This is a genomic window from Acidovorax sp. GW821-FHT10E03 (assembly GCF_059415205.1).
This window is the reverse complement of the sequence record NZ_JBWKMU010000014.1, coordinates 37,836-61,123: the sequence shown is the minus strand read 5'-3', so window position 1 is coordinate 61,123 and position 23,288 is coordinate 37,836. Positions and strand designations below refer to the sequence as shown.

At 68.5% G+C, this 23,288-nt stretch carries 24 protein-coding genes; 10 read left to right on the top strand and 14 right to left on the bottom strand.

Features of this window, described 5'->3' with window-relative positions:
* Window positions 1–55: 55 nt before the first annotated feature.
* The 4 genes from AC07OD_RS22990 to AC07OD_RS22975 form a co-directional block, all read right to left on the bottom strand.
* Window positions 56–1,222, bottom strand: a complete 1,167-nt coding sequence (locus tag AC07OD_RS22990; RefSeq protein ID WP_369642382.1) for an ABC transporter substrate-binding protein — start codon at window positions 1,220–1,222, stop codon at window positions 56–58.
* Between the two features lie 136 nt (window positions 1,223–1,358).
* The gene (locus AC07OD_RS22985; RefSeq protein WP_255594665.1) at window positions 1,359–2,090 is read right to left on the bottom strand and encodes an SIR2 family NAD-dependent protein deacylase; all 732 of its coding nucleotides are present in this window, start codon (window positions 2,088–2,090) and stop codon (window positions 1,359–1,361) included.
* Between the two features lie 34 nt (window positions 2,091–2,124).
* On the bottom strand, window positions 2,125–2,871 hold the full coding sequence (gene rlmB / locus AC07OD_RS22980; RefSeq protein ID WP_218295147.1) for a 23S rRNA (guanosine(2251)-2'-O)-methyltransferase RlmB: 747 nt from the start codon (window positions 2,869–2,871) through the stop codon (window positions 2,125–2,127).
* Window positions 2,872–2,961: 90 nt separating this feature from the next.
* Window positions 2,962–3,675, bottom strand: a complete 714-nt coding sequence (locus AC07OD_RS22975) for an ABC transporter ATP-binding protein (protein WP_218295148.1) — start codon at window positions 3,673–3,675, stop codon at window positions 2,962–2,964.
* Window positions 3,676–3,690: 15 nt separating this feature from the next.
* Here AC07OD_RS22975 and AC07OD_RS22970 point away from each other — a divergent pair, with 15 nt between their 5' ends.
* The gene (locus tag AC07OD_RS22970; protein ID WP_492255316.1) at window positions 3,691–4,371 is read left to right on the top strand and encodes an arylesterase; all 681 of its coding nucleotides are present in this window, start codon (window positions 3,691–3,693) and stop codon (window positions 4,369–4,371) included.
* A gap of 15 nt (window positions 4,372–4,386) precedes the next feature.
* On the opposite strand, the gene AC07OD_RS22965 is transcribed toward AC07OD_RS22970, so the two are convergent.
* The 4 genes from AC07OD_RS22965 to AC07OD_RS22950 all read right to left on the bottom strand — a co-directional run bounded on the left by AC07OD_RS22965 (window position 4,387) and on the right by AC07OD_RS22950 (window position 7,312).
* Window positions 4,387–4,578, bottom strand: coding sequence for a hypothetical protein (locus AC07OD_RS22965; RefSeq protein WP_218295150.1), 192 nt, complete (start codon window positions 4,576–4,578; stop codon window positions 4,387–4,389).
* 49 nt (window positions 4,579–4,627) lie between these two features.
* Window positions 4,628–5,467, bottom strand: coding sequence for a DUF2189 domain-containing protein (locus AC07OD_RS22960; RefSeq protein WP_494598128.1), 840 nt, complete (start codon window positions 5,465–5,467; stop codon window positions 4,628–4,630).
* Window positions 5,468–5,540: 73 nt separating this feature from the next.
* Window positions 5,541–6,779, bottom strand: a complete 1,239-nt coding sequence (locus AC07OD_RS22955) for a PLP-dependent transferase (RefSeq protein ID WP_494598127.1) — start codon at window positions 6,777–6,779, stop codon at window positions 5,541–5,543.
* A gap of 74 nt (window positions 6,780–6,853) precedes the next feature.
* Entirely contained in the window at window positions 6,854–7,312 is a 459-nt protein-coding gene (locus AC07OD_RS22950; RefSeq protein ID WP_218295153.1) for a BON domain-containing protein, read from the bottom strand.
* A 152-nt stretch (window positions 7,313–7,464) separates the two neighbouring features.
* Here AC07OD_RS22950 and AC07OD_RS22945 point away from each other — a divergent pair, with 152 nt between their 5' ends.
* The 4 genes from AC07OD_RS22945 to AC07OD_RS22930 all read left to right on the top strand — a co-directional run bounded on the left by AC07OD_RS22945 (window position 7,465) and on the right by AC07OD_RS22930 (window position 11,742).
* On the top strand, window positions 7,465–9,177 hold the full coding sequence (locus AC07OD_RS22945) for a SulP family inorganic anion transporter (RefSeq protein ID WP_218295154.1): 1,713 nt from the start codon (window positions 7,465–7,467) through the stop codon (window positions 9,175–9,177).
* A gap of 84 nt (window positions 9,178–9,261) precedes the next feature.
* Window positions 9,262–10,029: a GGDEF domain-containing protein gene (locus tag AC07OD_RS22940; protein ID WP_218295155.1), complete on the top strand. Its 768-nt coding sequence runs from the start codon at window positions 9,262–9,264 to the stop codon at window positions 10,027–10,029.
* A gap of 10 nt (window positions 10,030–10,039) precedes the next feature.
* Window positions 10,040–10,897 (top strand): MinD/ParA family protein, encoded by an 858-nt coding sequence (locus tag AC07OD_RS22935; RefSeq protein WP_218295156.1) that lies wholly within the window; start codon window positions 10,040–10,042, stop codon window positions 10,895–10,897.
* Between the two features lie 98 nt (window positions 10,898–10,995).
* Complete coding sequence (locus AC07OD_RS22930) at window positions 10,996–11,742, top strand: sulfurtransferase (RefSeq protein WP_494598126.1); 747 nt, start codon at window positions 10,996–10,998, stop codon at window positions 11,740–11,742.
* Window positions 11,743–11,859: 117 nt separating this feature from the next.
* Here the strand turns inward: AC07OD_RS22930 and AC07OD_RS22925 are convergent, their stop codons facing one another.
* From AC07OD_RS22925 to AC07OD_RS22905, 5 genes are all read right to left on the bottom strand, one after another.
* Window positions 11,860–12,750, bottom strand: coding sequence for a pirin family protein (locus AC07OD_RS22925; protein WP_494598125.1), 891 nt, complete (start codon window positions 12,748–12,750; stop codon window positions 11,860–11,862).
* Window positions 12,747–13,154 (bottom strand): OsmC family protein, encoded by a 408-nt coding sequence (locus tag AC07OD_RS22920; RefSeq protein ID WP_369642375.1) that lies wholly within the window; start codon window positions 13,152–13,154, stop codon window positions 12,747–12,749. The genes AC07OD_RS22925 and AC07OD_RS22920 overlap by 4 nt, the downstream gene beginning before the upstream one ends.
* Before the next feature lie 51 nt (window positions 13,155–13,205).
* Entirely contained in the window at window positions 13,206–13,760 is a 555-nt protein-coding gene (locus AC07OD_RS22915; RefSeq protein ID WP_218295160.1) for a flavodoxin family protein, read from the bottom strand.
* A 138-nt stretch (window positions 13,761–13,898) separates the two neighbouring features.
* Window positions 13,899–14,312 carry a DoxX family protein gene (locus AC07OD_RS22910; protein ID WP_218295161.1) on the bottom strand — a complete coding sequence of 138 codons (414 nt, stop codon included), beginning with the start codon at window positions 14,310–14,312 and terminating at the stop codon, window positions 13,899–13,901.
* 46 nt (window positions 14,313–14,358) lie between these two features.
* The gene (locus AC07OD_RS22905) at window positions 14,359–15,060 is read right to left on the bottom strand and encodes a pirin family protein (protein WP_218338685.1); all 702 of its coding nucleotides are present in this window, start codon (window positions 15,058–15,060) and stop codon (window positions 14,359–14,361) included.
* 105 nt (window positions 15,061–15,165) lie between these two features.
* Between AC07OD_RS22905 and AC07OD_RS22900 the strand changes: the two genes are divergently transcribed.
* From AC07OD_RS22900 to AC07OD_RS22880, 5 genes are all read left to right on the top strand, one after another.
* The gene (locus AC07OD_RS22900) at window positions 15,166–16,104 is read left to right on the top strand and encodes a LysR family transcriptional regulator (RefSeq protein ID WP_218295163.1); all 939 of its coding nucleotides are present in this window, start codon (window positions 15,166–15,168) and stop codon (window positions 16,102–16,104) included.
* A gap of 118 nt (window positions 16,105–16,222) precedes the next feature.
* The gene (locus tag AC07OD_RS22895; protein WP_255590813.1) at window positions 16,223–17,371 is read left to right on the top strand and encodes an NAD(P)/FAD-dependent oxidoreductase; all 1,149 of its coding nucleotides are present in this window, start codon (window positions 16,223–16,225) and stop codon (window positions 17,369–17,371) included.
* Entirely contained in the window at window positions 17,368–18,345 is a 978-nt protein-coding gene (gene gluQRS, locus AC07OD_RS22890) for a tRNA glutamyl-Q(34) synthetase GluQRS (RefSeq protein WP_494598124.1), read from the top strand. The genes AC07OD_RS22895 and gluQRS overlap by 4 nt, the downstream gene beginning before the upstream one ends.
* The gene (gene trmB / locus AC07OD_RS22885; RefSeq protein WP_494598123.1) at window positions 18,342–19,109 is read left to right on the top strand and encodes a tRNA (guanosine(46)-N7)-methyltransferase TrmB; all 768 of its coding nucleotides are present in this window, start codon (window positions 18,342–18,344) and stop codon (window positions 19,107–19,109) included. Before gluQRS ends, trmB begins: the two co-directional genes overlap by 4 nt.
* Window positions 19,110–19,143: 34 nt before the next feature.
* Window positions 19,144–20,196, top strand: coding sequence for a GGDEF domain-containing protein (locus AC07OD_RS22880; RefSeq protein WP_218295166.1), 1,053 nt, complete (start codon window positions 19,144–19,146; stop codon window positions 20,194–20,196).
* 93 nt (window positions 20,197–20,289) lie between these two features.
* Here AC07OD_RS22880 and AC07OD_RS22875 read toward each other — a convergent pair whose 3' ends face one another.
* Window positions 20,290–23,268 carry an HD domain-containing phosphohydrolase gene (locus AC07OD_RS22875; RefSeq protein ID WP_494598122.1) on the bottom strand — a complete coding sequence of 993 codons (2,979 nt, stop codon included), beginning with the start codon at window positions 23,266–23,268 and terminating at the stop codon, window positions 20,290–20,292.
* Window positions 23,269–23,288: the final 20 nt, after the last annotated feature.

The following is a 23,288-nucleotide window of genomic DNA, read 5'->3' as shown; positions in this document are numbered from 1 at the left end:
GGCGCGGGCCCCGCGAGGCCGCTGGCCCAGCGGGGGCTGGGCCGCTGCTGGTCGCCTAGCTGATGCGGCGTCCGTTCTCCGCGTACACCGCCAGGTAGATCGCGTCCGAACCGATGTAGGGCGCCTTGTTGCCAAAGCCCACGTTGAAGTCGCCGAACGACAGCGAGCGGATGCTGGCCAGGCCCGAGCGCAGGCGTTCACGCGTGACGTCCTTACCGGCATTCTTCAGGCCCTCGATCATGATCTGGCCGTTGAGCCAGCCTTCCAGCGCGCTGCCGCTGTTCAGGAACGCCGCATCGCCGCCCGTGGCCTTCATGCTGCTCTGGAACTTGCGCACCACCACTGACTTTTGCGAGTTGGCATCCGGGAACACCTGCACCAGCGCCAGGCCGCGCGTGGAAGCCGCGAGCTTGGGCAGCTCGGAGGAGATCACCGTGACCGACAGGCCCGCCAGCGGCACGCCCTGCGCCTTGGCGCGAAAGGCCTGCACGAACGCGGTGTTGGCCGTGCCGGTGGTGGCCAGCAGCACGGCGCCCGGGCGCTCGGCGGCCACCTTGTCGGCCAGCTCGGCGCCGTTCTTGCCATCCACGGCCAGGGCAAACTCGCCCGCGCGCTCGACCTTGATCTCGTCGAGCACCTTGGACATGTCCTTGAGCACTTCCTTGCCAAAGGGGTTGTCCAGGTAGACCACGGCAATGCGCTTGAGGCCCATGTCCACGATCTGCTTGACCAGGCGCTGCGTCTCTTCGCGGTACGTGGGGCGCAGGAAGAACACATGGCGGTTTTCGGGCATGCGCAGGGAAGTGGCGCCCGTGACGGGCCCCACGGTGGGAATGCCCTTGGATTCGATGAGCGGAAGAATGGACGCGGTGTTGGCCGTGCCCAGCGGCGAGATCAGCGCGAACACCGACTGCGCCTCGACCATGCCGGTCACGTTCTGCAGGGTGCGGCTGGCCACATAGCCGTCGTCCTTGATCTCCATGCGGATCTCGCGGCCGTGCACGCCGCCGGCGCTGTTCACTTCGGCAAACGCCGCCTTCATGCCCGCCACCTGCTCGATGCCTGCCTGGCCCAGCGGGCCGGTCAGCGCGATGGAGCAGCCCAGGTTGACGCTCCGGGCGGTCAGGGCTTCTTCTGCGGCCATGGCGGTCTGGGCCCATGCGGGCAAGCCGGTGGCAGCCACGGCCTGGGTGGCGCGCAAAAGAAAGTGTCTACGGCTCATGTCGATACGCCCCAAAGTAGTGCAAAGGTGGCGCAGGCTACAGGCAGATGCGGGTTTCACTTGTCAGCTTCGCGACAGCTGTGCGCATCACGTCACACCACGGCCGCCGGCCCGCAGCAAAGAACCTGCCTGCGCCCTAGCCGCGGGCCAGCAGCAGTTGCGGCAGGAGCGTGGCGGCGGTGCCACGCAGCACCGCATGCGCGGCGCCATCCAGCTCGCTGGGCGCGGGGTTGAGCACCGCCACCCGGGCACCGGCCGCGCGCGCCTGGTGCGCCAGGCCGGCCGCCGGGTAGACCGCACCGGCCGTGCCCACGACCAGCATCAGGTCGCAACGCCCGGCTGCGTGCTGCGCGGCCTCGAGCGTTGCATACGGCAGGGCCTCCCCGAACCACACCACCCCGGGGCGCAGCAGGTTGCCGCAGCGGTCGCAATATGGCGGACGGCCCGCCACGGCGTGGTCGACATGGCAGCAGTTGCGCGGCATATCCAGCCAGCGGTCCTCAAAGATGTCGCCGTGCAGGCACAGCACTCCGGCGCTGCCGGCACGCTGGTGCAGGCCATCGACGTTCTGGGTGATGAGCGTGAGGCGGCCAGGATCGCCGCGCTGAAAATCGGCCAGCGCAAAATGCCCCGCATTGGGCGCCACCCCCTGCAGCAGATCGCGCCGGTACTGGTACCAGTCCCACACGCGCTGGGGGTGGGCGCGAAAGCCTTCCTCGGTCGCCATGTCCTCGGGGCGGAACTGGGCCCAGTAGCCCGTCCGGGCGTCACGGAAGGTGGGCACGCCCGATTCCGCGCTCACGCCCGCCCCGGTCAGCACGGCGATGTGGCGGGCCTGCCGCACCCAGTCCTTCACGGTGTCCAGCAAGGCCCCTCCTGCGTCGTCCGGGCCGGCGCAGGAATCAGGAGCGTTGACGGAGCGCCTCATACAGGCACACGCCGCTGGCCACCGACACGTTCAGGCTCTCGACCGCGCCCTTCATGGGAATGCTCACCAGTTCGTCGCAGGTCTTGCGCGTGAGCTGGCGCATGCCATCGCCCTCGGCGCCCAGCACCAGGGCCACGGGGCCTTTCAGGTCCACCTGGTAGACCGTCTTGGGCGCATCGTCGCTGGTGCCGATGCACCAGATGTTGCGCTCCTTGAGCTCGCCCAGCGTGCGCGCCAGATTGGTGACCATGAAGTACGGCATGGTCTCGGCCGCGCCGCTGGCCACCTTGGCCACCGTGGCGTTGATGCCCACGGCATGGTCCTTGGGGGCGATGACGGCATGCGCGCCCGCGCCATCGGCCACGCGCAGGCAGGCGCCCAGGTTGTGCGGGTCGGTCACGCCGTCGAGCACCAGCAGCAAAGGCTGCTCGATGCCGGCGGCTTCCAGGTTCTCCAGCAGCTCATCCAGCGAGGTGACCTGGGCCACGGGCTCCACCCGCGCGGCCACGCCCTGGTGGCCGTGGCTGCCGGCCAGCTTGGCGATGCGCACGCTGTCGGCCTCGATCAGGCGGGCACCGGCTTCGCGGGCACGGTCGAGAAACTGGCGCATGCGGGCGTCGCGCCGCGTGGCTTCGTAGTAAATCTCGATGATGGATTTCGGCGCGGTCTTCAGACGCACGCCCACGGCGTGAAAGCCGAAGAGAACTTTGGGGCTGGACATGGCGTGATTATCCGTTGCACGTCATAGCTATCATTTTTATAGCTGCAGGCGCTTGCACTGCTTGCGCTTTAGTGCAAACAGCACTTGAACTCAAACGACCCGCCCGGCCTCGATGGTGATGCGCCGCTCGCACTGGTCGGCGATGGCCCGGTCGTGCGTGACCAGCACCAGGGTCGTGCCCTGTTCGCGGTTGAGGTCGAACATGAGCTTCATGATCGTCTCGCCGGTGGCGAAGTCCAGGCTGCCCGTGGGCTCGTCGGCCAGCAGCACCGCCGGCTGCACCACGAAGGCACGCGCCAGCGCCACGCGCTGCTGCTCGCCACCCGACAGCACCTTGGGGTAGTGCGCGAGGCGCTGCCCCAGGCCCACGCGGGCCAGCATGTCGGCGGCGGCCTTGCGCGCATCGCGCCGGTTGGCCAGCTCCAGCGGCAGCATCACGTTCTCCAGCGCGGTGAGGTTGCCCATGAGCTGAAAGCTCTGGAACACGAAGCCCACCTTCTGGGCGCGCAGCGCGGCGCGCGCATCCTCGTCGATGGCAAAGAGGTCGTGCCCGTCCAGGCGCACGGTGCCCCGCGTGGGGGTGTCCAGCCCCGCGATGATGGACAGCAAGGTGCTCTTGCCCGATCCCGAAGCCCCCACGATGGCCGCAGTTTCCCTGGAGGCCAGGCGGAAATCGATATCCCGCAGAATGTCGAGCGTTCCGGTGGAATCCGTCACCGACTTGAAGACATGCTCCACGGCAATAATGGGTGCCGCGGACGGCGCCGTGGCCGATGCCACGGGCGATGAGAGGGATTCGGACATGAAAGGCTCTTTACTTTGATTCGAGATCTGCATCGGCGCCACTTTATCCTGAGCGCCGCCACCGGCGCCGTGGTGGGGGCTTGCGCCCCCGCCGCCTGGGCCCAGGCCAGCGCGAAAGCCGCGGCCACGCCGCCTCGCCCTCCCCTCATCCTCGTGCTGGGAGACTCCCTGAGCGCCGAGTACGGGCTGGCGCGCGGCACGGGCTGGGTGGCCCTGCTGGAAAAGCAGCTCGCCCAGGACAAGCTGGCGGCCACCGTGGTCAACGCCAGCGTGAGCGGGGAGACCACCGCGGGCGGGCGCTCGCGGCTGGCAGCGCTGCTGGCGCAGCACAAGCCCAGCCATGTGGTGATTGAACTGGGCGGCAACGATGCCCTGCGCGGGCTGCCGCTCAAGAATACCGAAGAGAACCTGACGTGGATGACGCAGGCGGCGCAAAAGGCCGGCGCCAGGGTGCTGCTGGTGGGGATGCAGGTGCCGCCCAACTATGGCACCGACTACGCGAACCGGTTTGCGGGCCTGTTCGCCACGGTCGCGCAGGCCCAGAAGGCCGCCGTGGTCCCCTTCTTCCTGAAGGGCGTGGCGGACGGGGCGGACCCGACCCGCCTGTTCCAGCCGGACCGCATCCACCCACGCGCCGAGGCGCATCCGCAGATGCTGGCCAACGTATGGCCGGAACTCAGGAAATTGCTGCGCTGAAATGGGCCCGGCGCCTCAGGCGCCGGTGGAATCCGCGGGCTGACCGGCGGGGGCATCCGCGCCCTCGGCCGGCTGGCCATCCGAGGGCTGGTCCCCCTGCGGGTCATCGGGCCGGCGCTGTGTTTTGGCCCTCAGCTTCTCTTCCTTTTTTTTCTTTTTGGCGAGTTCGCGCTGGCGTTTTTCGTATCCGTAGTTGGGTGTTGCCAAGGTAGTTGCTTCCTGAAGTAGAGGCTCACTGTAACAGCATGGTCTTTTTTCAGGCACATGCCGCAGCGGGCCGCAGTGGGGTTACTGATGCACGGTACGCATGCCAGCTGGCATGGCCCAGGACAGGGCCCGCCAGAAGCAGCCCAATGCCCCAGAACCAGAGCGAAACGGCCACCGCGGCGGTAATGATCGCCCCCCAGAGCAGCATCACGGCAGTGTTTTCCACCACCACGCGCATGCTCGTGATGCCGGCCGTGAGGGCGTCGGTGTCGCGGTCGAGGATCATGGGGATGGACACGACGGATGTGGAGAACACCAGTGCCGCGAACACGCCCCCGACCACGGCATAGACCGCGACGAAGCTCCAGTTCTGCGGGTTGAAGACCGCCTGCAGCACGCCCGTGGTCGATGGCATGCCGGTGTTGAAGAACACGGCGAACACCACCAGCGAGGCACGGCCCCACAGCAGCTCGAGCACCACGAGGACCAGCACCAGCATGCCCATGCTGCCCATGTGGCTGTCCCAGCAGGTGAGCGACTCGCTCAATGCCGGCGCCAGCCCCGCCTCGCGCCGCCGGCTGGTGTCATACAGCCCCATGGCCAGGAAAGGGCCCAGCAGCAGGCAGCCGCTGGCCAGGGACATCGTGTACTCCGGCCGGGTGCGAAAGACCCAGCCCAGCACCAGCGCCATGGCCCAGAAGCACGTGCCGTAGAACACGGCGATGCCGGGCGCGGCGCGCACGTCCCGCAGGCCCCTGGCGAGCCAGCGCAACGGGTCGGCCAGGCGAAGGCGCTGCAGGGTGACCTGCTGCGCGGCGCCGGTTTCGGCGGCCGTGGAGCCGGCGGGGCCTGCCGCGTCGGGGGCGGGCTTGGAAGAGGTGGCAGTCATGCCGCCACACTAAGCCCCCCGGCACCTGCACGCCACTGCGGAAACTACCACCCCCTGGCCCGTCCGGCGGGGGTCAGGCCCCCGGGAAGGCCCGCTCCAGGGCCTGCTGCAGGTCCTGCCGAAGATCCTCCTCCGCTTCCAGCCCGATGGAAAACCGCACGAGCGTGCCGGGCTGGAGATGCGCCGTGGGACGGCTGCGCATGCTGGCAAGGTGGTAAGGCACCACCAGGCTCATCGGCCCGCCCCAGCTGTAGCCGAGCTTGAACAGGCGGAGGCTGTCGCAGAACACGTCCACCTGCTGCTGGGTGTGGCGCGCGTGGATCATCACGCTGAACAACCCGGCGGCCGTGCCCTCGCCGCCGTCGGCCGCACCACACAGCGCCTTCCAGTGGCCGTGGCCAGGCGCCCCCGCCAGCGCCGGGTGCAGGACCTGGGCCACGGCAGGCTGCTGCTGCATCCACTGCGCCAGGCCGCGGGCCGCCCTGTCATGGGCGCGGTAGCGCAAGCCAATGCTGGGCAAGGCACGCAGCACGGCCTCGGCATCGTTGCCGCCCACTCCCAGGCCCAGCCGCATGTGGGTCAGCTTGATCTTCATGTGCAGGCCCGGGTCGCGCGTGATCACGCTGCCCATGAGCACGTCACCGCCGCCACTGGGGTATTTGGTGAGGGCATGGGCCGAGATGTCCACACCCAGGCCGCCGTCTCCGCTGAGATCGAAGGGCGCAAACGCCAGGCCCGCCCCCCAGGTGTTGTCCAGGGCGGTGATCACGCCACGGGCACGGCAGATGCGCACCTGCTCGCAGAGATCCGGAAACTCCATGGTGACCGAGCCCGGGGCCTCCAGCCAGACCAGCCGCGTGGCCGGCGTGATGCGGGCCGCCAGGTCGGCGGGGTCCAGCGGGTCGTACAGCCCATGGGAAACGCCGAAACGCGCGAGTTCGCCGTGGGCGAAATCCTTGCCGGGACCGTAGGCGTTGTCGGGTATCAGCACCTCATCGCCCGGTTTGAGCAAGGCCAGCCCCACGTTGGCGATGGCCGCCAGGCCGCTGGGCACCAGCACGCACTGCAGGCCCCCTTCCAGCGTGCACAGGCGCTCTTCGAGGATGAAGGTGGTGGGCGTGCCGTGCAGGCCGTAGGTATAGCCGCTCTTGTCCTTCCACTCGCGCGAGCGCATGGCCGCCACGTTGGGAAAAATGACGGTGGAGGCCTTGTAGACCCCCGGCTGCGGGGCCGCGAACCCGCTGGGTGGCACGTAGCCGTGGTGGACGATGCGGGTGGCGGGATCGGTGTCGTGCTCTTTCATGCCAGCCATGGTAGCGCGCCGCCAGGGATACCCCTGGCGGCGCGTATGGCGTGCGGCGCGGCTACGGCGCGCTGGCAGGCGAATCAGCTGGCGGTCACGACCAGCTGGTTGTTGACCTCCGTGACGCCCGTAACGCCCTTGGCAATCGTTTCAGCACGGTCGCGGGCGACGGTGGAAGGTGCGGGGCCGTTCAAAGTCACCTTACCGTTCACCGTATCTACATTGATTTTCACCGCGCTCAAATCAGGGTCCTTGGCCAAGCTTGCGTTGACTTGGGCAGTGATAGTGGCGTCATCGATCGCGCCCGCAGCCGAATTGGTAGCCTTCTTGGCAGAAGATTCCGCATTTTGCATGGCGCTTTCAGCTTTCATGCGGGCATCCGCGGCAGCCTGTTCAGTCTTCTCGACCGCGGAGTCCAAGCGTTGGCCCACGGTAGGCTCGTCCTTCTTGCCGCATGCCGACAGGCCCAAGGCCAGGGCGCTCACAGCCAGGATACTGGCAATACGGTGTGCGGGACGCTGGGAAATCATCTGGGTATTCATGCGAAAACTCCTTGCGGTTGAAACATGGGCTCGACTCTAGGCAACCTTGCGCTGGCCCCGGGTCGGACGCCACCGAAGCGACTGTAGGACGGTGCCGCCAGGCGGCCGCGCAGATGCCAGGGCCACCTCAGGACAGGGGCGACAATGTATGCATGCTTGCTTTCCCCTCCTCGCTGACCCGCTGGCTTCCCTTTCTCTCCTGGCCCCGGCCCGACCGCGCCCTGCTCAAGGGGGAGTTCTGGGCCGGCATGACGGTGGGCCTGATGCTGGTGCCGCAGGGGGTCGCCTATGCGGCCCTGGCCGGCATGCCGCTCGTGACGGGCATCTATGCCTCGCTGATTCCCGCCCTGGTGGCGGTGCTGTTCAGTGCGTCCACCCGTCTGGGCGTGGGTCCCACGGCGCTCACCAGCCTGCTGATCGGCGCTTCGCTCACGGGCCTGGCCGAGCCGGGCAGCGCGCAATGGGTGGCCATGGCGGCATGGATCGCCCTGATGTCCGGACTGCTGCAGCTGGTGATGGGCATCGCGCGTTTTGGCTGGCTTCTGAACCTGGTGACATCCCCCGTGCTCAGTGGCTTCACGCAGGCGGCGGCCCTGTTGATCCTGGGCTCTCAGCTCGCGGCGCTCACGGGCCTGCGGTCGGACTGGGGCGCGCTGCTGTCCACGCCCTCGCCCGGCCTGTTTGACCTCGCCGCGGCCGCTTTTGGCCTGGGAAGCCTGGCATTGCTGACCCTCGCACGCCGCTGGCGGCCCAATTTCCCCGCCGCCATCGTCGTCGTGGGCGCTGCGGGCGCGCTGAGCTGGGCGCTGGGCTATGCGGACGCTGGTGGCGCCGTGGTGGGGGCGCTGCCTTCGGGGCTGCCCGCCCCCTACTGGCCCGGCGCCCTCCCCTGGTCGGGATTCGCCGCCCTGGTGATGCCGGTGCTGGTGGTCACGCTGGTGAGCTTTCTCGAAACCGCGTCCAGCGCCAAGGTGGAAAGCCAGCGCTCGGGCGAGCGCTGGAACGAAAACCAGGATCTGATTGGCCAGGGCCTGGCCAAGATCAGCAGCGGGCTGTGCGGCAGCTTTGCCACCAGCGCCTCGTTCTCGCGGTCGGCCATCAACCTGTACGCGGGCGCAAAAAGCGGCTGGGCCACCGTTTTTGCGATCGCGCTGGTGCTGGTGGTGCTGCTCTGGCTCACGCCGGCGCTCTACCACGTGCCGCAATCGGTGCTCGCGGCCGTGGTGGTGACCGCGGTGACCAGCCTCATCAAGCCTGGCACGCTGCTGCGGCTGTGGCGGGTATCGCGGGTGGAGGCGGTGATCGGCGGCGTCACCTTCGCACTGACGCTCGCCACGGCACCCAGGATGTACTGGGGAGTGCTGGTGGGATTGCTGATGAACCTGAGCCACTTCCTGTACCAGCGGCTGCATCCCCGCATCATCGAGGTGGGCCTGCACCCTGACGGCAGCCTGCGCGACCGGCACTTGTGGCATCTTCCCGCGCTCGCCCCCCGGCTGCTGGCGCTGCGCATGGATGCGGAACTCGATTTCGCCTCCGCCAGCGCGCTGGAGCGCCGCGTCACCGAACACCTGGCAGCCCACCCGGAGGTGGTGCACCTGTGCCTGCTGGCCCAGCCCATCAACCGCATCGACGTGACGGGCGTGGAGACCTTCGCCCACCTGCTGGCCTTGCTGCGGTCCCGCGGCGGCACGCTGCACCTGAGCGGCCTCAAGCTGCCCGTGGAGCGGGTGCTGCGCCAGGCGGGCCTGCTGGACGCCGGCGCCGGCCTGGCGATGTACCGCACCGATGCCGACGCCTTGATGGCGCTGCAGCTGCTGCCACCCTCGCCATTGCCCCCTTCTACGGCCCCCGCCCAGGGATAGCTTTGCGGGTTTCACCTAGACACAGGGCTGGCCCTCTTTTTGCTGACGCACTGGTACACTTCATAAACTCTCTTTGCTCCATTTGTGTCTGACTCTGCGGCCTCTTACCTTGTAGATCTGCGCGACCTTCGCCTGGATACTGCACACGCGCTGGTGGCTCAGGCCAGCGGCAGCGAAGCTGCATTGCACCGCGAGGTGCCTTCGCGCTACCTGCAGGGCCTGATCGACGGCCTGTGCGAGCTGTCCCTCAAGGACCCGCTCACCGGCCTGGCCAATCGCCGGCATTTCCGGGCGGTGCTCGAGCGCGAAATCGACCGCGTCACGCGCTCCGGCGAGGCCGCGCTGCTGCTCATGCTCGATATCGACCACTTCAAGAAAGTGAACGACACGCATGGCCATCTGGCCGGCGACATCGTGCTGCAGTCGGTGGCCCGCACGCTCAATGCCTGTGTGCGCCCCATGGACACGCTGGCACGCTATGGCGGCGAAGAGTTCGCGGTGGTGCTGCCCGCATGCCAGGCAGGGTTTGGCCGCGTGGTGGCCGAGCGCATCCGGCGCGCAGTGGCCAACACGCCCATCCGGGTTTCCAGCACGGTGGAGCTCAACGTGTCGGTGAGCATAGGCGGCGCCTTCGCCATGCAGTGGATCCGTTCGACCACGCTGCTGTGGACGGACCGTGCCGACCACCAGCTCTACCAGGCCAAGGCCGAAGGCCGCAACCGCGTCAGCATCGAGGAGCAGCCCGACAGCACGGTCAGTGCCGAAGAGAAAAGCCTGTTGTTCGGACCGCTCTACACCCCCTCGGGCTGGGGCGATCTGCCCCCGCTGGACCCAACAGGCAGCGCCTACTGAAAGTTAGAAGATGAGCGACGCGCTGTCCCCCTCCCCACCCACATCGCCAGCAGTTCCTGCCGGCCCGGCCACGCCCCACGCTCCCGCCCCCGGGGGCGCCCGCATCATTGCGGTCACGAGCGGCAAGGGCGGGGTGGGCAAGACCTTTGTTTCTGCCAACCTGGCCGCCGCCCTGACCCGCCGCGGCCAGCGTGTGCTGGTGCTCGATGCCGACCTGGGTCTGGCCAACCTCGACGTGGTGCTGAACCTGCACCCGAAAATCACGCTGCACGATGTCTTCACCGGCAAGGCCACGCTGGACGAAGCCGTGATCCAGGCGCCCGGCGGCTTCAACGTTCTGCTGGCGGGATCGGGGATGGTCGAGTATTCGCGCCTGACGCCCGAGGTGCGCAACCAGTTCCTGAGCGTAATCCAGGCGCTCACGCCCCAGTACGACGTGGTGCTGCTCGACACCGGCGCCGGGATCTCCGACGTGGTGCTGTTCTCCATTTCGCTCGCCTCCGAGGTGCTGATCGTGGCAACGCCCGAACCCACCTCGCTGACCGACGCCTATGCGGCCATCAAGGTGCTGGCCATGCAGCAAAAGCGCCAGCACGTGCGCATGGTCATCAACCAGGCCGCGCGCCCGGGCGATGGCCGTGCCATCACCAGCCAGCTGCAACAGGTGCTGGACCGCTTTGTGAGCACCGAGTCGGGCCGCCCTATGCGCCTCATCCACATGGGCGACATCCCGGCCGACCCTTCCGTGCGCGACGCCGTGATGCGCCGCCAGCTGCTGTTGCTGCAGACCCCGGGTTGCCCCGCGGCCCTGGCCATTGCCCAGCTGGCCAACAAGATCGAAACCACGCTGCTGACGCCCGCCCCCTGAGCAGCCCGCGGGCTGCTGCGGGCCCCGGGCTGCACGGCGGCGGCCCGCGCGGAAGGCGAAGCGCAGCGGCCCCATTGCGCTGCCTTGCCGTGAATCCCATGGACAACATCCTCAATATCTCCTGCTACAAGTTCGTGCCCCTGCCCGACGCGGCGGCGCTGCGCGACCTGCTGCAAGCGCGCGCCACCGCGGCGGACCTCAAGGGCACCATCCTGCTGGCAGGCGAAGGCATCAACTTCTTCCTGGCGGGACCCGCGGACGCGGTGCGCGGGTTCGTGGATGCGCTGCGCACCGATGCGCGCTTCGCCGACCTCGACCCCAAGGAAAGCTGGTCGGCCACGGTGCCGTTTCGCAAGATGCTGGTGAAGGTCAAGCGCGAGATCATCCGCATGGACCATCCCGCCATCCAGCCCGCGGAGGGTCGCGCGCCCTCCGTGGCCCCGGCCACGCTGCGCCGCTGGCTGGAGCAGGGACACGACGACGAGGGCCGCGAAGTGGTCACGCTCGACACGCGCAATGCCTTCGAGGTGGACCACGGCACCTTCGACAACGCGATTGACTGGCGCATCGGCAAGTTCACCGAATTCCCCCCCGCCCTGCGCGCGCACAAGGATGCGCTGCAGGACAAGACCGTGGTGAGCTTCTGCACGGGCGGCATCCGCTGCGAGAAGGCAGCCATCCTCATGCGCGAGGAAGGCCTCTCCCATGTCTATCAGCTCGAAGGCGGCATCCTCAAGTATTTCGAGTTGACCGATGGCGCCCACTACCGCGGTGGCTGCTTTGTGTTCGACGAACGCGCGGTGCTGGCCAGCGACCTATCGGCGGCCGAAGAATTAAAAAAGTGAGCAACCAGCGCTTGCTGGACAAGCGCTGGCACCTTGTTTGGCTTGAAAATTCAGCAAGCAGCCATGCGGGGCCACCGCCTCGCATGAACGGGCAGGGGCCTTCGCCAAGGTGGCTGCCTACTTGGTGAAGCGGCGCTCGGGCAGCGGTATCCACTCCACCTCGCCGGGCACCTGGCCCAGGGCCTGCGCATCCCAGTCGTCCGCCGCCTGCACGATGCGCTCCTTGCGGCTGGAGACGAAGTTCCACCACATGTGGCGCGGCGCATCGAGGGCATCGCCGCCGATCACCATGAGGCGCGCAGCGGCCTCGCCGGGCACGGACAGGCGCATGCCCTGGCCCGGCTCCACCACGGCGAGCAGTTGCGCACCCAGGGCTTCGCCATCGAGCTGCACGGGGTTGTCCACCGTGTACACCGCCATCTCCTGGGCCAGCGCCGGGATTTCCAGCGTGGCGCCCCCGGGCAGCTGCACGTCGAGATACAGCGTGGGGGAATAGGTCGCCACCGGGGAGGTCTGCCCAAACGCGGTGCCGATGAGCACGCGCACCGTCGCGTCCCCCACGCGCACCTCGGGGATGGTGGCCGCCGGCGTGTGCACGAACGACGGCTCCGCCTCCTCGTGCGCCGTGGGCAGGGCCGCCCACAGCTGGATGCCGTGGTTCACGTAGGCCGTGTCCGCCAGGCTTTCCGGGCGCCGCTCGGAATGCACGATGCCCCGGCCGGCCGTCATCCAGTTGATGGCGCCAGGCTCGATCTGCTGCACGTATCCCAGGCTGTCGCGGTGCATGATGGCGCCGGAAAACAGATAGGTCACGGTGGCCAGCCCGATGTGCGGATGGGGACGCACGTCGTGGCTGTCTCCCGGCACCACGGTCACGGGGCCGAAGTGGTCGAAGAACAGGAACGGCCCGACCGCCTGGCGCTGCACGGCGGGCAGCAGGCGGCGCACGGTGAAGCCGCCGCCCAGGTCCTTGGCGTGGCCCTTGAGTTGCAGGATCGGCCCGCTCATGGCATGCGCTCCGCCGAGGTGCTGATCTCCGTCGTCACGGTGGTCATGAGCTTGTGCACCGGGCATTTCTGCGCAACGGTTTCCAGCTCGCTGATCTGTGCGTCGGTCAGGTCGCCGCTGATCTGCAGCCGTGCCGAAAGGCGGTAGGTGCCGGCACGCTCGGCCGAGGCGTCGCGTTCGATCACGGTGTGCACGTCCTGCACGGGCAAGCCCTTGCGGCGCGCGTACCACAGCACGGTGAGCGCCTTGCAGGCGCCCAGCGCCGCGTCGTACAGGTCATGCGGGTTCGGGCCGCTGTCGGCGCCGCCCTCCTGCACGGTGCCGTCGGCCACGAATTCGTGGCCGCGGATGTGCACGGCCTGGGCCATCGGCGCACCGGGGATGCGCCGCAGTTCGATGGTCATGGGAGCTTCTCCTTTGTTCTCGTGCGGGCCACTGTAGCGTGAAGCGCGTGCTCAGCGGGCCCAGCGCAGGGCCGCGGCCGCCACGCGTTCGCCGAACTGGCGGCCGGTCGCCAGGTCGCCCGGGAACATCTCGGCGGCCGAGGCGTCCGATGGCGACTGCGCCATGGCGCCGCTGAAGGAGCCGATCCAGTTCACGTCCTGGCGCGTGGCGGCCTTGGAGTTGGCAGGCATCATGCCGTTGCCCACCCAAAGGCCCCCATGCTGCATGGCCAGGTGGAACAGGTAGTCCAGCGTGACCTGCTTGTCGCCGTTGGTGCTGGCGCTGTTGGTGAAGCCGGCGAAGAGCTTGTCCTTCCACGCCTGGCTGAACCAGGGCTTGGACGAGGCATCGGCGAATTTCTTGAACTGCCAGCTCGGCCCCGCCATGTAGGTGGGCGACCCGAAAATGATGGCGCTGGCGCCAGCCAGCGTGTCCCAGCCTCCCTCGGGCAGGTTGCCGTCCGCATCGATCGCGACAAGCTCGGCGCCCGCGCCTTCGGCCACGGCCTGGGCCAGGCGCTGGGTGTGGCCGTAGCCCGAATGGTAAACAACGGCGATGTGTGCCATGAAGAAACTCCTGATGGGGAAGCAAGCAGTGAATGAAAACAGGTGGAAGTCAGAAAAGCAGGCGCGGCGCAAGGGCGTGCATGGGCTGCGCTGCCCGCGCACGCCGCCGCCGTAGCGGCCCGGCCCCGTCAGCGCAGTTCAGCGCGCACCGCGCCGGGCGTCCAGGCTCCAGCCGCCCGCGCCAAACGCGACGAGGGCCAGCAGGCCGCCGCTGATGGCGACGTTCTTGAAGAACATGAGCTGCTGCATCATCTGCTTGTCGGCGGGCAGGCTCCAGTACGCGTGGAAGAAAAAGCTGGCCACCAGCGTGAAGAGCGCCAGCGCGAGGGCCGCAAAGCGCGTGCCAAGGCCGAAGATGAGCGCCAGGCTGCCCAGCACCTCGACGGCCGCGGCCACGGCGGCAGCGACGGTCGGCATGGGCAGCCCCACCGAACCGATGTAGCCCACGGTACCGGCAAAGCCGGTGATCTTGCCGATGCCCGCGGGCAGGAACAGGGCCGCCAGCAGCAGGCGGGACGCCAGGGCCAGGGGATTTTGCAGGGATGTGAACATGGTGAACTCCTGGAGAAGTGGTTGCGAAAAGAACGTCAGGTAACTATCAGGCGGCCAGATCAAACACCAGCACCTCGGCATCGTGGCCATGGGTCAACGACAAGGCGGTTTCGTTCTCGATCAGCGCGGCGTCGCCGCCCGACAGAGCATTTCCATTCACCGTGAGCCCGCCACGCACAAGGTGCACGTAGGCCTTGCGCGCCGGGTTCAGGGCCAGTGTGACGGCCTCGCCGGCATTGAGCAAGCCGGCGTACAGGGACGCGTCGGCGTGGATCGTGACCGAGCCGTGCGCGCCGTCGGGCGAGGCCACCAGGCACAGCGCGCCCCGCTTGCTCGCCTCGGCAAAGGTCTTTTGCTCATAGCTTGGCGGGATGCCGCGCACGTTCGGCTCGATCCATATCTGCAGGAAGTGCGTCGTCTGTCCCGGCGCATGGTTGAACTCGCTGTGCATCACGCCCGAACCCGCGCTCATGCGCTGCACGTCGCCCGGCGGAATGCCCAGGATGTTGCCCATGCTGTCCTTGTGGGCCAGTTCGCCCGACAGCACGTAGCTGATGATTTCCATGTCCCGGTGGCCGTGCGTGCCGAACCCCGTGCCCGGCGCAATGCGGTCTTCGTTGATGACACGCAGGTTGCCAAAACCCATGTGGGCCGGATCGTAGTAGCCGGCGAACGAGAAGCTGTGGAACGAATGGAGCCACCCATGGTCGGCATGGCCCCGGTCTTGTGATTTGCGAACAGTCAGCATGGCGCGTGCTCCTTTCAAGCCCCCACTGTAGAACCCGGGTCCAGCACGCAGGCGCTGCCAGATTGATGGAACCATTCAAATAATCTGAATTAACATGGCGCCACCATGCAAAATGCCCGTGATGTCCTGACCCCTGACGCATTGACCATGCTGCAGGTGATCGCCGAGGCGGGCAGTTTCGCCGCCGCCGCCCGGCAGCTCGGCCTGGTGCCCAGCGCCCTCACCTACCGCGTGCGCCAGATCGAGGACGCGCTGGATGTGCTGCTGTTCGACCGCAGCGCCCGGCAGGCCAAGCCCACAGAGGCGGGCGTCGAACTGCTGCGCGAAGGCGCGCGCCTGCTGCAGGACATCGATGCCGTGGCCCACCGGGTGCGCCGCGTGGCCACCGGCTGGGAGCCGCAGCTCACCATTTCGGTCGATGGCGCGATCTCGCCGCACACCATGCTGGAGCTGGTGGACGCGTTCTACGCCATGGCCCCGCCCACCCGGCTGAAACTGCGCGACGGCATCATGACCGGCACCCTGGAGGCCCTGACCTCGGGCCGGGCCGACCTGGCCATCGGCGTGTCGGTCGCCGGCGCCAACGTGGCCGGCCTACAGCAGGCGCCCCTGGGGGACCTGCTGTTCATCTACGTGGTGGCGCCGCACCACCCGCTGGCCTCCGCGCCCGAGCCCATCACCGACGCCATGCTGCTGCAGCACCGCGCCGTGGCGGTGGCCGATTCGGCCACGCGCGGCGGCGCCACCATGGGCCTGCTGGGCGGACAGGACGTGCTCACCGTGGACACCATGCAGGCCAAGGTGCGCGTGCAGCTGCGCGGCCTGGGCGGCGGCTTCCTGCCCGAACCCATGGTGCGCCCGTACCTCGAGGCCGGCAGGCTGGTGGCGCGCCGCGTGGCGCGCCCCGAACGCAACGTCCGCGTGCACTACGCCTGGGGCGGCCCGGGCTTCACGGCCCCCGGCCGCGCGCTGCAATGGTGGCTCCATCAGCTGCAAAGCCCCGCCACCCGCCGCGCTCTGCTGGAAAACCACCATCATTTCTGATCCGGCGCACACGCCCACGCGCCGCAGCGCGTGTAGAGTGGTTCCTGTTGCATGGCATTTGCGCTCACGCGCGCAGGGCCGTGTATTTCACCTGCCGACCGTCATCGAAAGGCCTTCCATGAGCAACCCCGTTCCACGCCCCGCCAAACGGCACCGACGCACCGCAGCCTCCGGGCCATCCGCCTCCGTGCCGGCCACGGACGCGGCGCCCACCACGTATTCGGGGGCCGCGCAGCGGCACTTCGCCATCATCGGCGCCGGCATGGCGGGCATTGCCTGCGCCCGCACGCTGGTGCAGGCAGGGCACCGCGTGACGGTGTTCGAGAAATCGGCGCAGGCCGGCGGCCGCACCGCCACCATCGACAGCCCGTTCGGCAACTTTGACGCGGGCGCGCAGTACTTCACCGTGCGCGATCCGCGCTTCGCGCGCGCCATCGATACGGTGCCCGGCATCTGCAAGCGCTGGAGCGCCAATTCCGTGCAGGTGCTCGACGCCACCGGCCGCGTGGCCGCCGCCGGCCTGCCCCATCGCGAGGCGCACTGGGTGGCCAGCCCGGGCATGCAGTCGCTAGTGGCCACCTGGGCCGAGCCGCTGCGCCAGGCAGGCCAGCTGGTCACCGGCACGCGCGTGGTCCGCATCGAACGCGACTCCGTGAATGCCCCCGGCTGGCAGCTTCGCACCGAAGGCCCGGGCGGCACCCAGCGCGTCTACGCGGGTTTTGACGCCGTGCTGCTCGCGCAGCCGTCGGTGCCCGCCCAGGCGCTCCTGGCCAGCTCGGCGCTGGACACGCCGCTCACCGAAGCGCTTTCCACCGTCGCCATCGCTCCCTGCTGGACGCTCATGCTGGCCTACCCCCAGGCCGTGCGCCCCGGGCTCACCACGCTGGGCCCGCAATGGAACGCAGCGCGCAGCACCCACCACCGGATTGCCTGGCTGGCGCGCGAATCGTCCAAGCCCGGCCGCAACGTGATCGAGCGCTGGACGGTCCAGGCCAGCCCGGCCTGGTCCGCCGAGCACCTGGAAGACGACGAAGGCCGCGTGCAGGCCAAGCTCATCAAGGCGTTCGCCGAGGTCACCGGCATCCGGGCCGAACCCGCCCATGCCGACACGCGCCGCTGGCGCTACGCGCAAACCACGCACCCGCTGGGCCGCAGCCACCTGTGGGACGCGGGCATGGGCCTGGGTGCCTGCGGCGACTGGTGCCTGGGCCACCGGGTGGAGGATGCCTTCGTGTCGGGCCTGGAGCTGGCACTCGCGGTGGCATGACGGCGGGCGTGGCCGCGGGGCCCCGCTACACCGGCCGGTTCGCGCCCTCTCCCACGGGCCCGCTGCACGCGGGCTCGCTGGTGGCCGCCCTGGCCAGCTGGCTCGACGCCCAGGCCCACCAGGGGCGCTGGCTGGTGCGCATCGAGGACGTGGACACGCCACGCTGCGTGGAAGGCGCCGGTGAGTTCATCCTGCGGCAGCTGGCCACCTGCGGCCTGGTGCCCGATGCGCCGCCGGTCTGGCAATCCACCCGCGGCGCGCTGTACCAGCGGGCGCTGGACCAGTTGATCGCGCAGCACCATGCCTACCCCTGCGCCTGCTCGCGCAAGGACGTCGAAGAAGCCCAGGCGGCCCTGGGCCATGCGCGCGAGCGGCATGCGGCACTCCCCTACCCCGGCACCTGCCGCCACGGCCTGCACGGGCGCACCGGCCGCTCCTGGCGCTTCAATGCCACAGAGTTTCAGCCAGATCAGGCCCTGGCGTATACGGATCAAGCGCAAGTAGCTACATATTCGATAGCATCCGGCATCCTCGACTGGCAGGACCGCCGCCTGGGCACACAGCGGCAGGACGTTGCCCATGCCGTGGGCGACTTCGTGCTGCGCCGGGCCGACGGGCTCTGGGCCTACCAGCTCGCGGTCGTCGTGGACGATGCGGACCAGGGCATGACCCATGTCGTGCGCGGCGAGGACCTGGCCGACAACACGCCCCGGCAGATCCTGCTGCAGCAGGCCCTGGGCGTGCCCACGCCCCGCTACCTGCACACGCCGCTGGTGTGCGGCGAGAACGGCGAAAAGCTGTCCAAGCAGAACGGGGCCCGGGCGCTGGAACTGGCCGTCCCCCTGCAGGCACTGGCCGGGGCCGCGCAGGTGCTGGGCCTGCCGCCGCTGACAGATCCGAACACCCGTTGCATCTCGGATGCGCTGACCCTCTGGGTGGCAGCGTGGCGACGAAACTACAATGTCGCACCGTGACCGAACTGACCCACAACGCCTCCACCCCCGCCGCCGCGCCAGCCGCGCCCTCTGCGGCCTCCCCGACAACTGGTGGAGCCCCCGCCGGCGTGAGCCATCCCAAGACCATCAAGAGCTTCGTGCGCCGCGCCGGCCGCACCACGACGGGCCAGGCCAAGGCCTTTGAAGACCTGGGGCCCCGCTTCATCCTGCCCTATGCGCCCGCGCCGCTGGATGCCCCCGCGGCCTTTGGTCGCACGGCCCCGCTGGTGCTGGAGATCGGATTCGGCATGGGCGAGGCCACGGCCCATATCGCCGGGGTCCGCCCGGACGACAACTTCCTGTGCTGCGAAGTGCACGAACCCGGCGTGGGCGCCCTGCTCAAGCGCATCGGCGAGCAGGGGCTGACCAACATCCGCATCCTGCAGCACGATGCCGTGGAGGTGATCGACCACATGCTGCCCGAAGGCAGCCTGGATGGCGTGCATATCTTCTTCCCCGACCCATGGCACAAGAAGAAACACAACAAGCGCCGCCTGATCCAGGCGCCCCTGGTGGCCAAGCTGGCCGCGCGGCTGAAGCCCGGCGGCTACCTGCATTGCGCCACGGACTGGCAGCCCTATGCCGAGCAGATGCTGCAGGTACTGGCCGCCGAGCCCCGGCTCCAGAACACCGCCACGGGCTTCGCCCCGCAACCCGGCTACCGGCCCCTCACCAAGTTCGAGAACCGCGGCCTGCGGCTGGGGCACGGTGTGTGGGATGTTGTGTTCGTGCGACGCCATTGACAACATGACCGCGCCGGCCCACCGTACACCACCCATGAAGCCCATTCTTCAGAACCTGGTTGAGATGACCGGCCACCGCGACCACCTGCGGCTGGAGGTGTCGGTGCTGTCCACGCTGCAAAAGCTCAGCGGCATCGTTGAAGTCAGGGCCCTGGAGCTGTTCACGCATGCCGGCGTGCCCCACGTGCGTCCACGCACCTGGGTGGAAGAGGGGCACCTGGTGTCCACCGACTCGGAAGCCGCCGCAGACCCCCGGCGGGAAACGCTGGACCAGTATCCCGCCCTGCGCGAATGCGTCGCGAGCCACGGCGACAGCGCGCTAGCCTCGCCGCGCAAGGGCCGCCATGTGCTCTGGCTGCCGGTGTGGATGCACGACAAGGTCAACACCTGCCTGGAAATCACGCACTCCCGACCGTTCTCCGCGCACAAGCTCGAAGTGCTCAAGGGCGTGTTCCAGGTCTACCAGAACTACCAGAGCCTGCTCGACTACAGCGAACGCGACGCGCTCACGGGCCTGTTCAACCGCAAGACCTTCGACGAACAGTTCTCGCGCCACGCCGTGAGCGGGCTGGCCAGCAGCCGTTCGGGGCCCCTGACCGAATCGTTCCCGCCTGAAGAAGGCTCATTGCCCGGCGAACCGGTGCAGCAGTGGCTGGCGGTGGTGGACATCGACCATTTCAAGCTGGTGAACGACCGCTTCGGCCACCTGTATGGCGACGAGGTGCTGATCCTCATTGCCAACATCCTGCGCAGTTCGTTCCGCAGCCATGACCGCATCTTCCGTTTTGGCGGCGAAGAGTTCGTGGTGCTGCTGCGCTCCACCACATTGAGCACGGCCCACCGGGTCTTCAACCGCTTTCGTCTGGCGGTGCAGGAGTACCCTTTTCCCCAGGTGGGCCAGGTCACCGTGAGCCTGGGCTTCGTGAGCACGGCCCGGGGCTCGCCGGTGGAAATACTGGGCCAGGCCGACCAGGCGCTTTACTACGCCAAGGAACATGGCCGCAACCAGGTCTGCTTCTACGATGAACTGGTGGCCACCGGCCATCTGTCCGCCAAGGTCGCCAACGACGACGTCGAGCTGTTCTAGCAAGCGGCCGGCTGTCTCGCGCGGCGTTCCCCGGCGGCAGCCATCGCGCCGCAGCCGCTCGAAGGAGGCAGCGCCCGTACCCGGCGCGCGCCGTCAGTCCAGCGACGCCACGAGGGCCGGCACATCCACCGCATCGCGCTGCGCGGCAGGCAGGAAGCGCTCGGCGTAGTCCAGCCACACCCCGCTGGACAGGAAGAAGCGGAACACCTCGGCATCGATATGGCGGTCACGCACCATGTGGGCCATGATCCGGAGCGACTCGGACAAGGTCTTGGGGGCCTTGTACGGACGGTCCGCCGCCGTCAGCGCCTCGAAGATGTCGGCCAGCGTCATCACGCGGTCCGCCAGTGTCAGCTGCGCCGCCTTGAGGCGCCGCGGGTACCCGGTGCCATCGAGCTTTTCATGGTGCGAGCCCGCGATGGACGGCACACGCGCCAGGTGCGGCGGAAACGGCAGGCCGCTGAGCATGACGATGGTCTGCACGATATGGTCGTTGATCTTGAAGCGGTCTTCCGCGGTCAGGGTTCCGCGCCGTATCGACAGATTGTGCAACTCGCCCAGATGCGCCTCCTGGGACGGCAGCGCCATGTCGAAGCCCCATTTGTTGGCCGGGTTGCCCGCCTCCACCGGCGGGCGCCGGGAACCCCAGGGCACGATGTGCTCGGCCCGGTCGGCCAGCAGGGGCTCGTTGGCTGGCAGGGGGCGCACCGGCACGTCCGCCAGGCGCCCCATCTCCGCCATCGACAGGCCCAGCCGGTCGTCGAAATGCCGCAGCCACACCTGGCGGGCAATCCCGGCGAGCCGCTGCACGTCCGCATCGGGCATGAATTCGCCCCCTACGTTGCATCGCGCCACGAAGGCGAACTCTTCCTGCAGCCGGTCGCGCCGCTGCAGCAGCTCGCGCTGCAGGCGCACCGGGTCCACGCCGGAGACATGCTGCTTCCAGTAGTCCAGCTCGGCATCGCGCCACAGCACCTCGAAGCGCATGCGCACCTCGTGGATGCGGTTGTACAGCGCCTCCAGCTTGGTGGCCTTGTCGATGATGTGCTCGGGGCTGGTGACCTTGCCGCAGTCGTGCAGCCAGGCGCCCAGACGGAACTCGTAGCGTTCGGCATCGGTCATCGCCACCTGCGCGAAAGGCCCCTCCTTCGCCTCGCACATGCGCTGCATGAGGGATTCGGCCAATTGCGGCACACGCTCGCAGTGGCCCCCCGTGTAGGGGCTTTTCGCATCGATGGCATCGGCCAGCAGGCGGATGACGGCGTCGAACAGCTTCTTTTGCCCCTCGATCAGGCCGCGCGTTTCAATCGCCACCGACAAGGTGCCGGACAGCTTCTCGACAAACGCCCGGAAATGGACATCCTCCTGCCGCGGGTCCGACAGGTAGCGCAGCACCAGCAGGCCCAGGGGTTGCCCATCGCGCGTGCGCAACTGCACGCGCAGCACGCGCTGGGGCATGGCGTCCCCATCGCCCTCCTCCTGGTCGCCGGGCTGCGGCTCGGCATGGTTGATGAAATGCACCATGGGCAGGTGGTCCGGGTACCGTGGCTGGTGCTCGGGGTCTTCGCAGTACCGCGCCGTGCGCAGCAGCCCCGCCCGCTGCTCCTCCACCAGGTACACCGCCCCGCCCGTGCAGCTGGTGGCACGCACCAGTTCGTAGAGCACGCTGGACAGCATGAGCTCCATGCGCGACTCGGCACTGATGTGGTGGGTGATGTGCAGAAACTCCTGGATGGTGTCCGACATGCGGTCCATCACCTGGCCCAGTTCGCGCACCTCGCGCACGGGCGACAGGCGGTGCGCTGGCCGCCGGAAATCGAACCGCGCCAGCGCCTGCGCCTGGGTGGCCAGCCCCGAAAGGCTGCGCCCCACGCGCCGCCCGGCCATCCATCCCACGGGCAGCATCAGCACGATGAGCCCCAGGGACAGCCATACCTGGCGCCACAGGTTCTGATTCACATCCGCCAGCAGTTCGGCGGTGGGGATCGCCATCAGGATGTGCAGCCCCTGCCAGCGCTGCGATTTCAGGGGAAGCACCGTGGCGAGCCACTCCTCGTCATCGGCCATGAAGCGGCGCGACGGCCCCTTCGCCGCCCCCCCGCCGCCCAGGGCCTGCAGGCTGGGCACACCCAGCTCCTTCAGCGTGCGCAGCTTGAGGCTGGTCTCCCCACCCTCGCGCAGCAGCACGCGCGACATGTCCGGATACGCCAGCACGCGCTGGGCCGGGTCCACCACGGCGATCTCGGTGCGGGGCATCAGCCGCAGGCTGCCAATCTCCCTCCCGAGGTCGGTGAGCGCCACGTCCAGGCCGATCACGGCGCGCCCGTCCTCGCTGGGCTGGCTCAGCGTGACCCCCACCTCCTGCGTGGTGAAGAACACATAGGGCGCGGTCAGTATCTGTGTGTTCTTGTCTGCCGCTTCGGCGTACCAGGGGCGCGAGCGGGGATCGTAGAGGTAGCCAGGGCGCACGGAGGATTCGAGCAGGCGCAGCTGCGCGTCGTAGTAGCTCCAGCGCCCCACCAGGCCTGTGGTGCCGCGCTCGCGGGCCATCGACTGGAGCAGGAACGCGGCCTGCGCCGGCGCGTCCAGCCGCGTGCGCAGCTGCGCATCGCGCAGCGGTCGCACCAGCAGGAACTGCCCGTCGGCATATCCGATGAAAACCGCCGACAGCAAGGGATTTTGCTCCAGCAGGCGCGCAAACACCGGCAGGCGGCGCAGCCGGGCCTGCAGGCTGGTCGCCGAGGCAATGGGATCGAACGCGAGCAGCCGGATCGTGGCATCGGCGGGGTCCACGATGTGGTGCACCCTTTCGCTGATCAGCTGGCTGATGTGCCGGGCGCTGTCGTCCGAGGCCGCGATGATCGCCTCCCGCGCGCTGGTACCCACCTGGTAGACCAGCACCACCGTGAGCAGCAGCATGGCGGACACCACCACCGAGGCGATCACCACCTCGAACGGAACGGTGATGCGCCGCCACCAGGGCAGTCCGTCAGCCCCCGGGGCTGAGGAGGGGCTGGAGCGGGCGCCATGGCCTGGCACGGGCTCTGGCGGGCTTTCGCGCAGGGTGTCCATGCGCACCAATGTAGGGGGAA

What these genes read in the sequence shown, in the direction of transcription:
- AC07OD_RS22945 (WP_218295154.1), top strand. Translation starts at nt 7,465, where the DNA reads ATGCTTGCTTTCCCCTCCTCGCTGACCCGCTGGCTTCCCTTTCTCTCC.
- AC07OD_RS22905 (WP_218338685.1), bottom strand. Translation starts at nt 15,060, where the DNA reads ATGCTGACTGTTCGCAAATCACAAGACCGGGGCCATGCCGACCATGGG.
- AC07OD_RS22930 (WP_494598126.1), top strand. Translation starts at nt 10,996, where the DNA reads ATGGACAACATCCTCAATATCTCCTGCTACAAGTTCGTGCCCCTGCCC.
- AC07OD_RS22975 (WP_218295148.1), bottom strand. Translation starts at nt 3,675, where the DNA reads ATGTCCGAATCCCTCTCATCGCCCGTGGCATCGGCCACGGCGCCGTCC.
- AC07OD_RS22910 (WP_218295161.1), bottom strand. Translation starts at nt 14,312, where the DNA reads ATGTTCACATCCCTGCAAAATCCCCTGGCCCTGGCGTCCCGCCTGCTG.
- AC07OD_RS22895 (WP_255590813.1), top strand. Translation starts at nt 16,223, where the DNA reads ATGAGCAACCCCGTTCCACGCCCCGCCAAACGGCACCGACGCACCGCA.
- gluQRS (WP_494598124.1), top strand. Translation starts at nt 17,368, where the DNA reads ATGACGGCGGGCGTGGCCGCGGGGCCCCGCTACACCGGCCGGTTCGCG.
- AC07OD_RS22960 (WP_494598128.1), bottom strand. Translation starts at nt 5,467, where the DNA reads ATGACTGCCACCTCTTCCAAGCCCGCCCCCGACGCGGCAGGCCCCGCC.
- rlmB (WP_218295147.1), bottom strand. Translation starts at nt 2,871, where the DNA reads ATGTCCAGCCCCAAAGTTCTCTTCGGCTTTCACGCCGTGGGCGTGCGT.
- AC07OD_RS22990 (WP_369642382.1), bottom strand. Translation starts at nt 1,222, where the DNA reads ATGAGCCGTAGACACTTTCTTTTGCGCGCCACCCAGGCCGTGGCTGCC.
- AC07OD_RS22950 (WP_218295153.1), bottom strand. Translation starts at nt 7,312, where the DNA reads ATGAATACCCAGATGATTTCCCAGCGTCCCGCACACCGTATTGCCAGT.
- AC07OD_RS22900 (WP_218295163.1), top strand. Translation starts at nt 15,166, where the DNA reads ATGCAAAATGCCCGTGATGTCCTGACCCCTGACGCATTGACCATGCTG.
- AC07OD_RS22925 (WP_494598125.1), bottom strand. Translation starts at nt 12,750, where the DNA reads ATGAGCGGGCCGATCCTGCAACTCAAGGGCCACGCCAAGGACCTGGGC.
- AC07OD_RS22875 (WP_494598122.1), bottom strand. Translation starts at nt 23,268, where the DNA reads ATGGACACCCTGCGCGAAAGCCCGCCAGAGCCCGTGCCAGGCCATGGC.
- AC07OD_RS22920 (WP_369642375.1), bottom strand. Translation starts at nt 13,154, where the DNA reads ATGACCATCGAACTGCGGCGCATCCCCGGTGCGCCGATGGCCCAGGCC.
- AC07OD_RS22955 (WP_494598127.1), bottom strand. Translation starts at nt 6,779, where the DNA reads ATGGCTGGCATGAAAGAGCACGACACCGATCCCGCCACCCGCATCGTC.
- AC07OD_RS22880 (WP_218295166.1), top strand. Translation starts at nt 19,144, where the DNA reads ATGAAGCCCATTCTTCAGAACCTGGTTGAGATGACCGGCCACCGCGAC.
- AC07OD_RS22915 (WP_218295160.1), bottom strand. Translation starts at nt 13,760, where the DNA reads ATGGCACACATCGCCGTTGTTTACCATTCGGGCTACGGCCACACCCAG.
- AC07OD_RS22935 (WP_218295156.1), top strand. Translation starts at nt 10,040, where the DNA reads ATGAGCGACGCGCTGTCCCCCTCCCCACCCACATCGCCAGCAGTTCCT.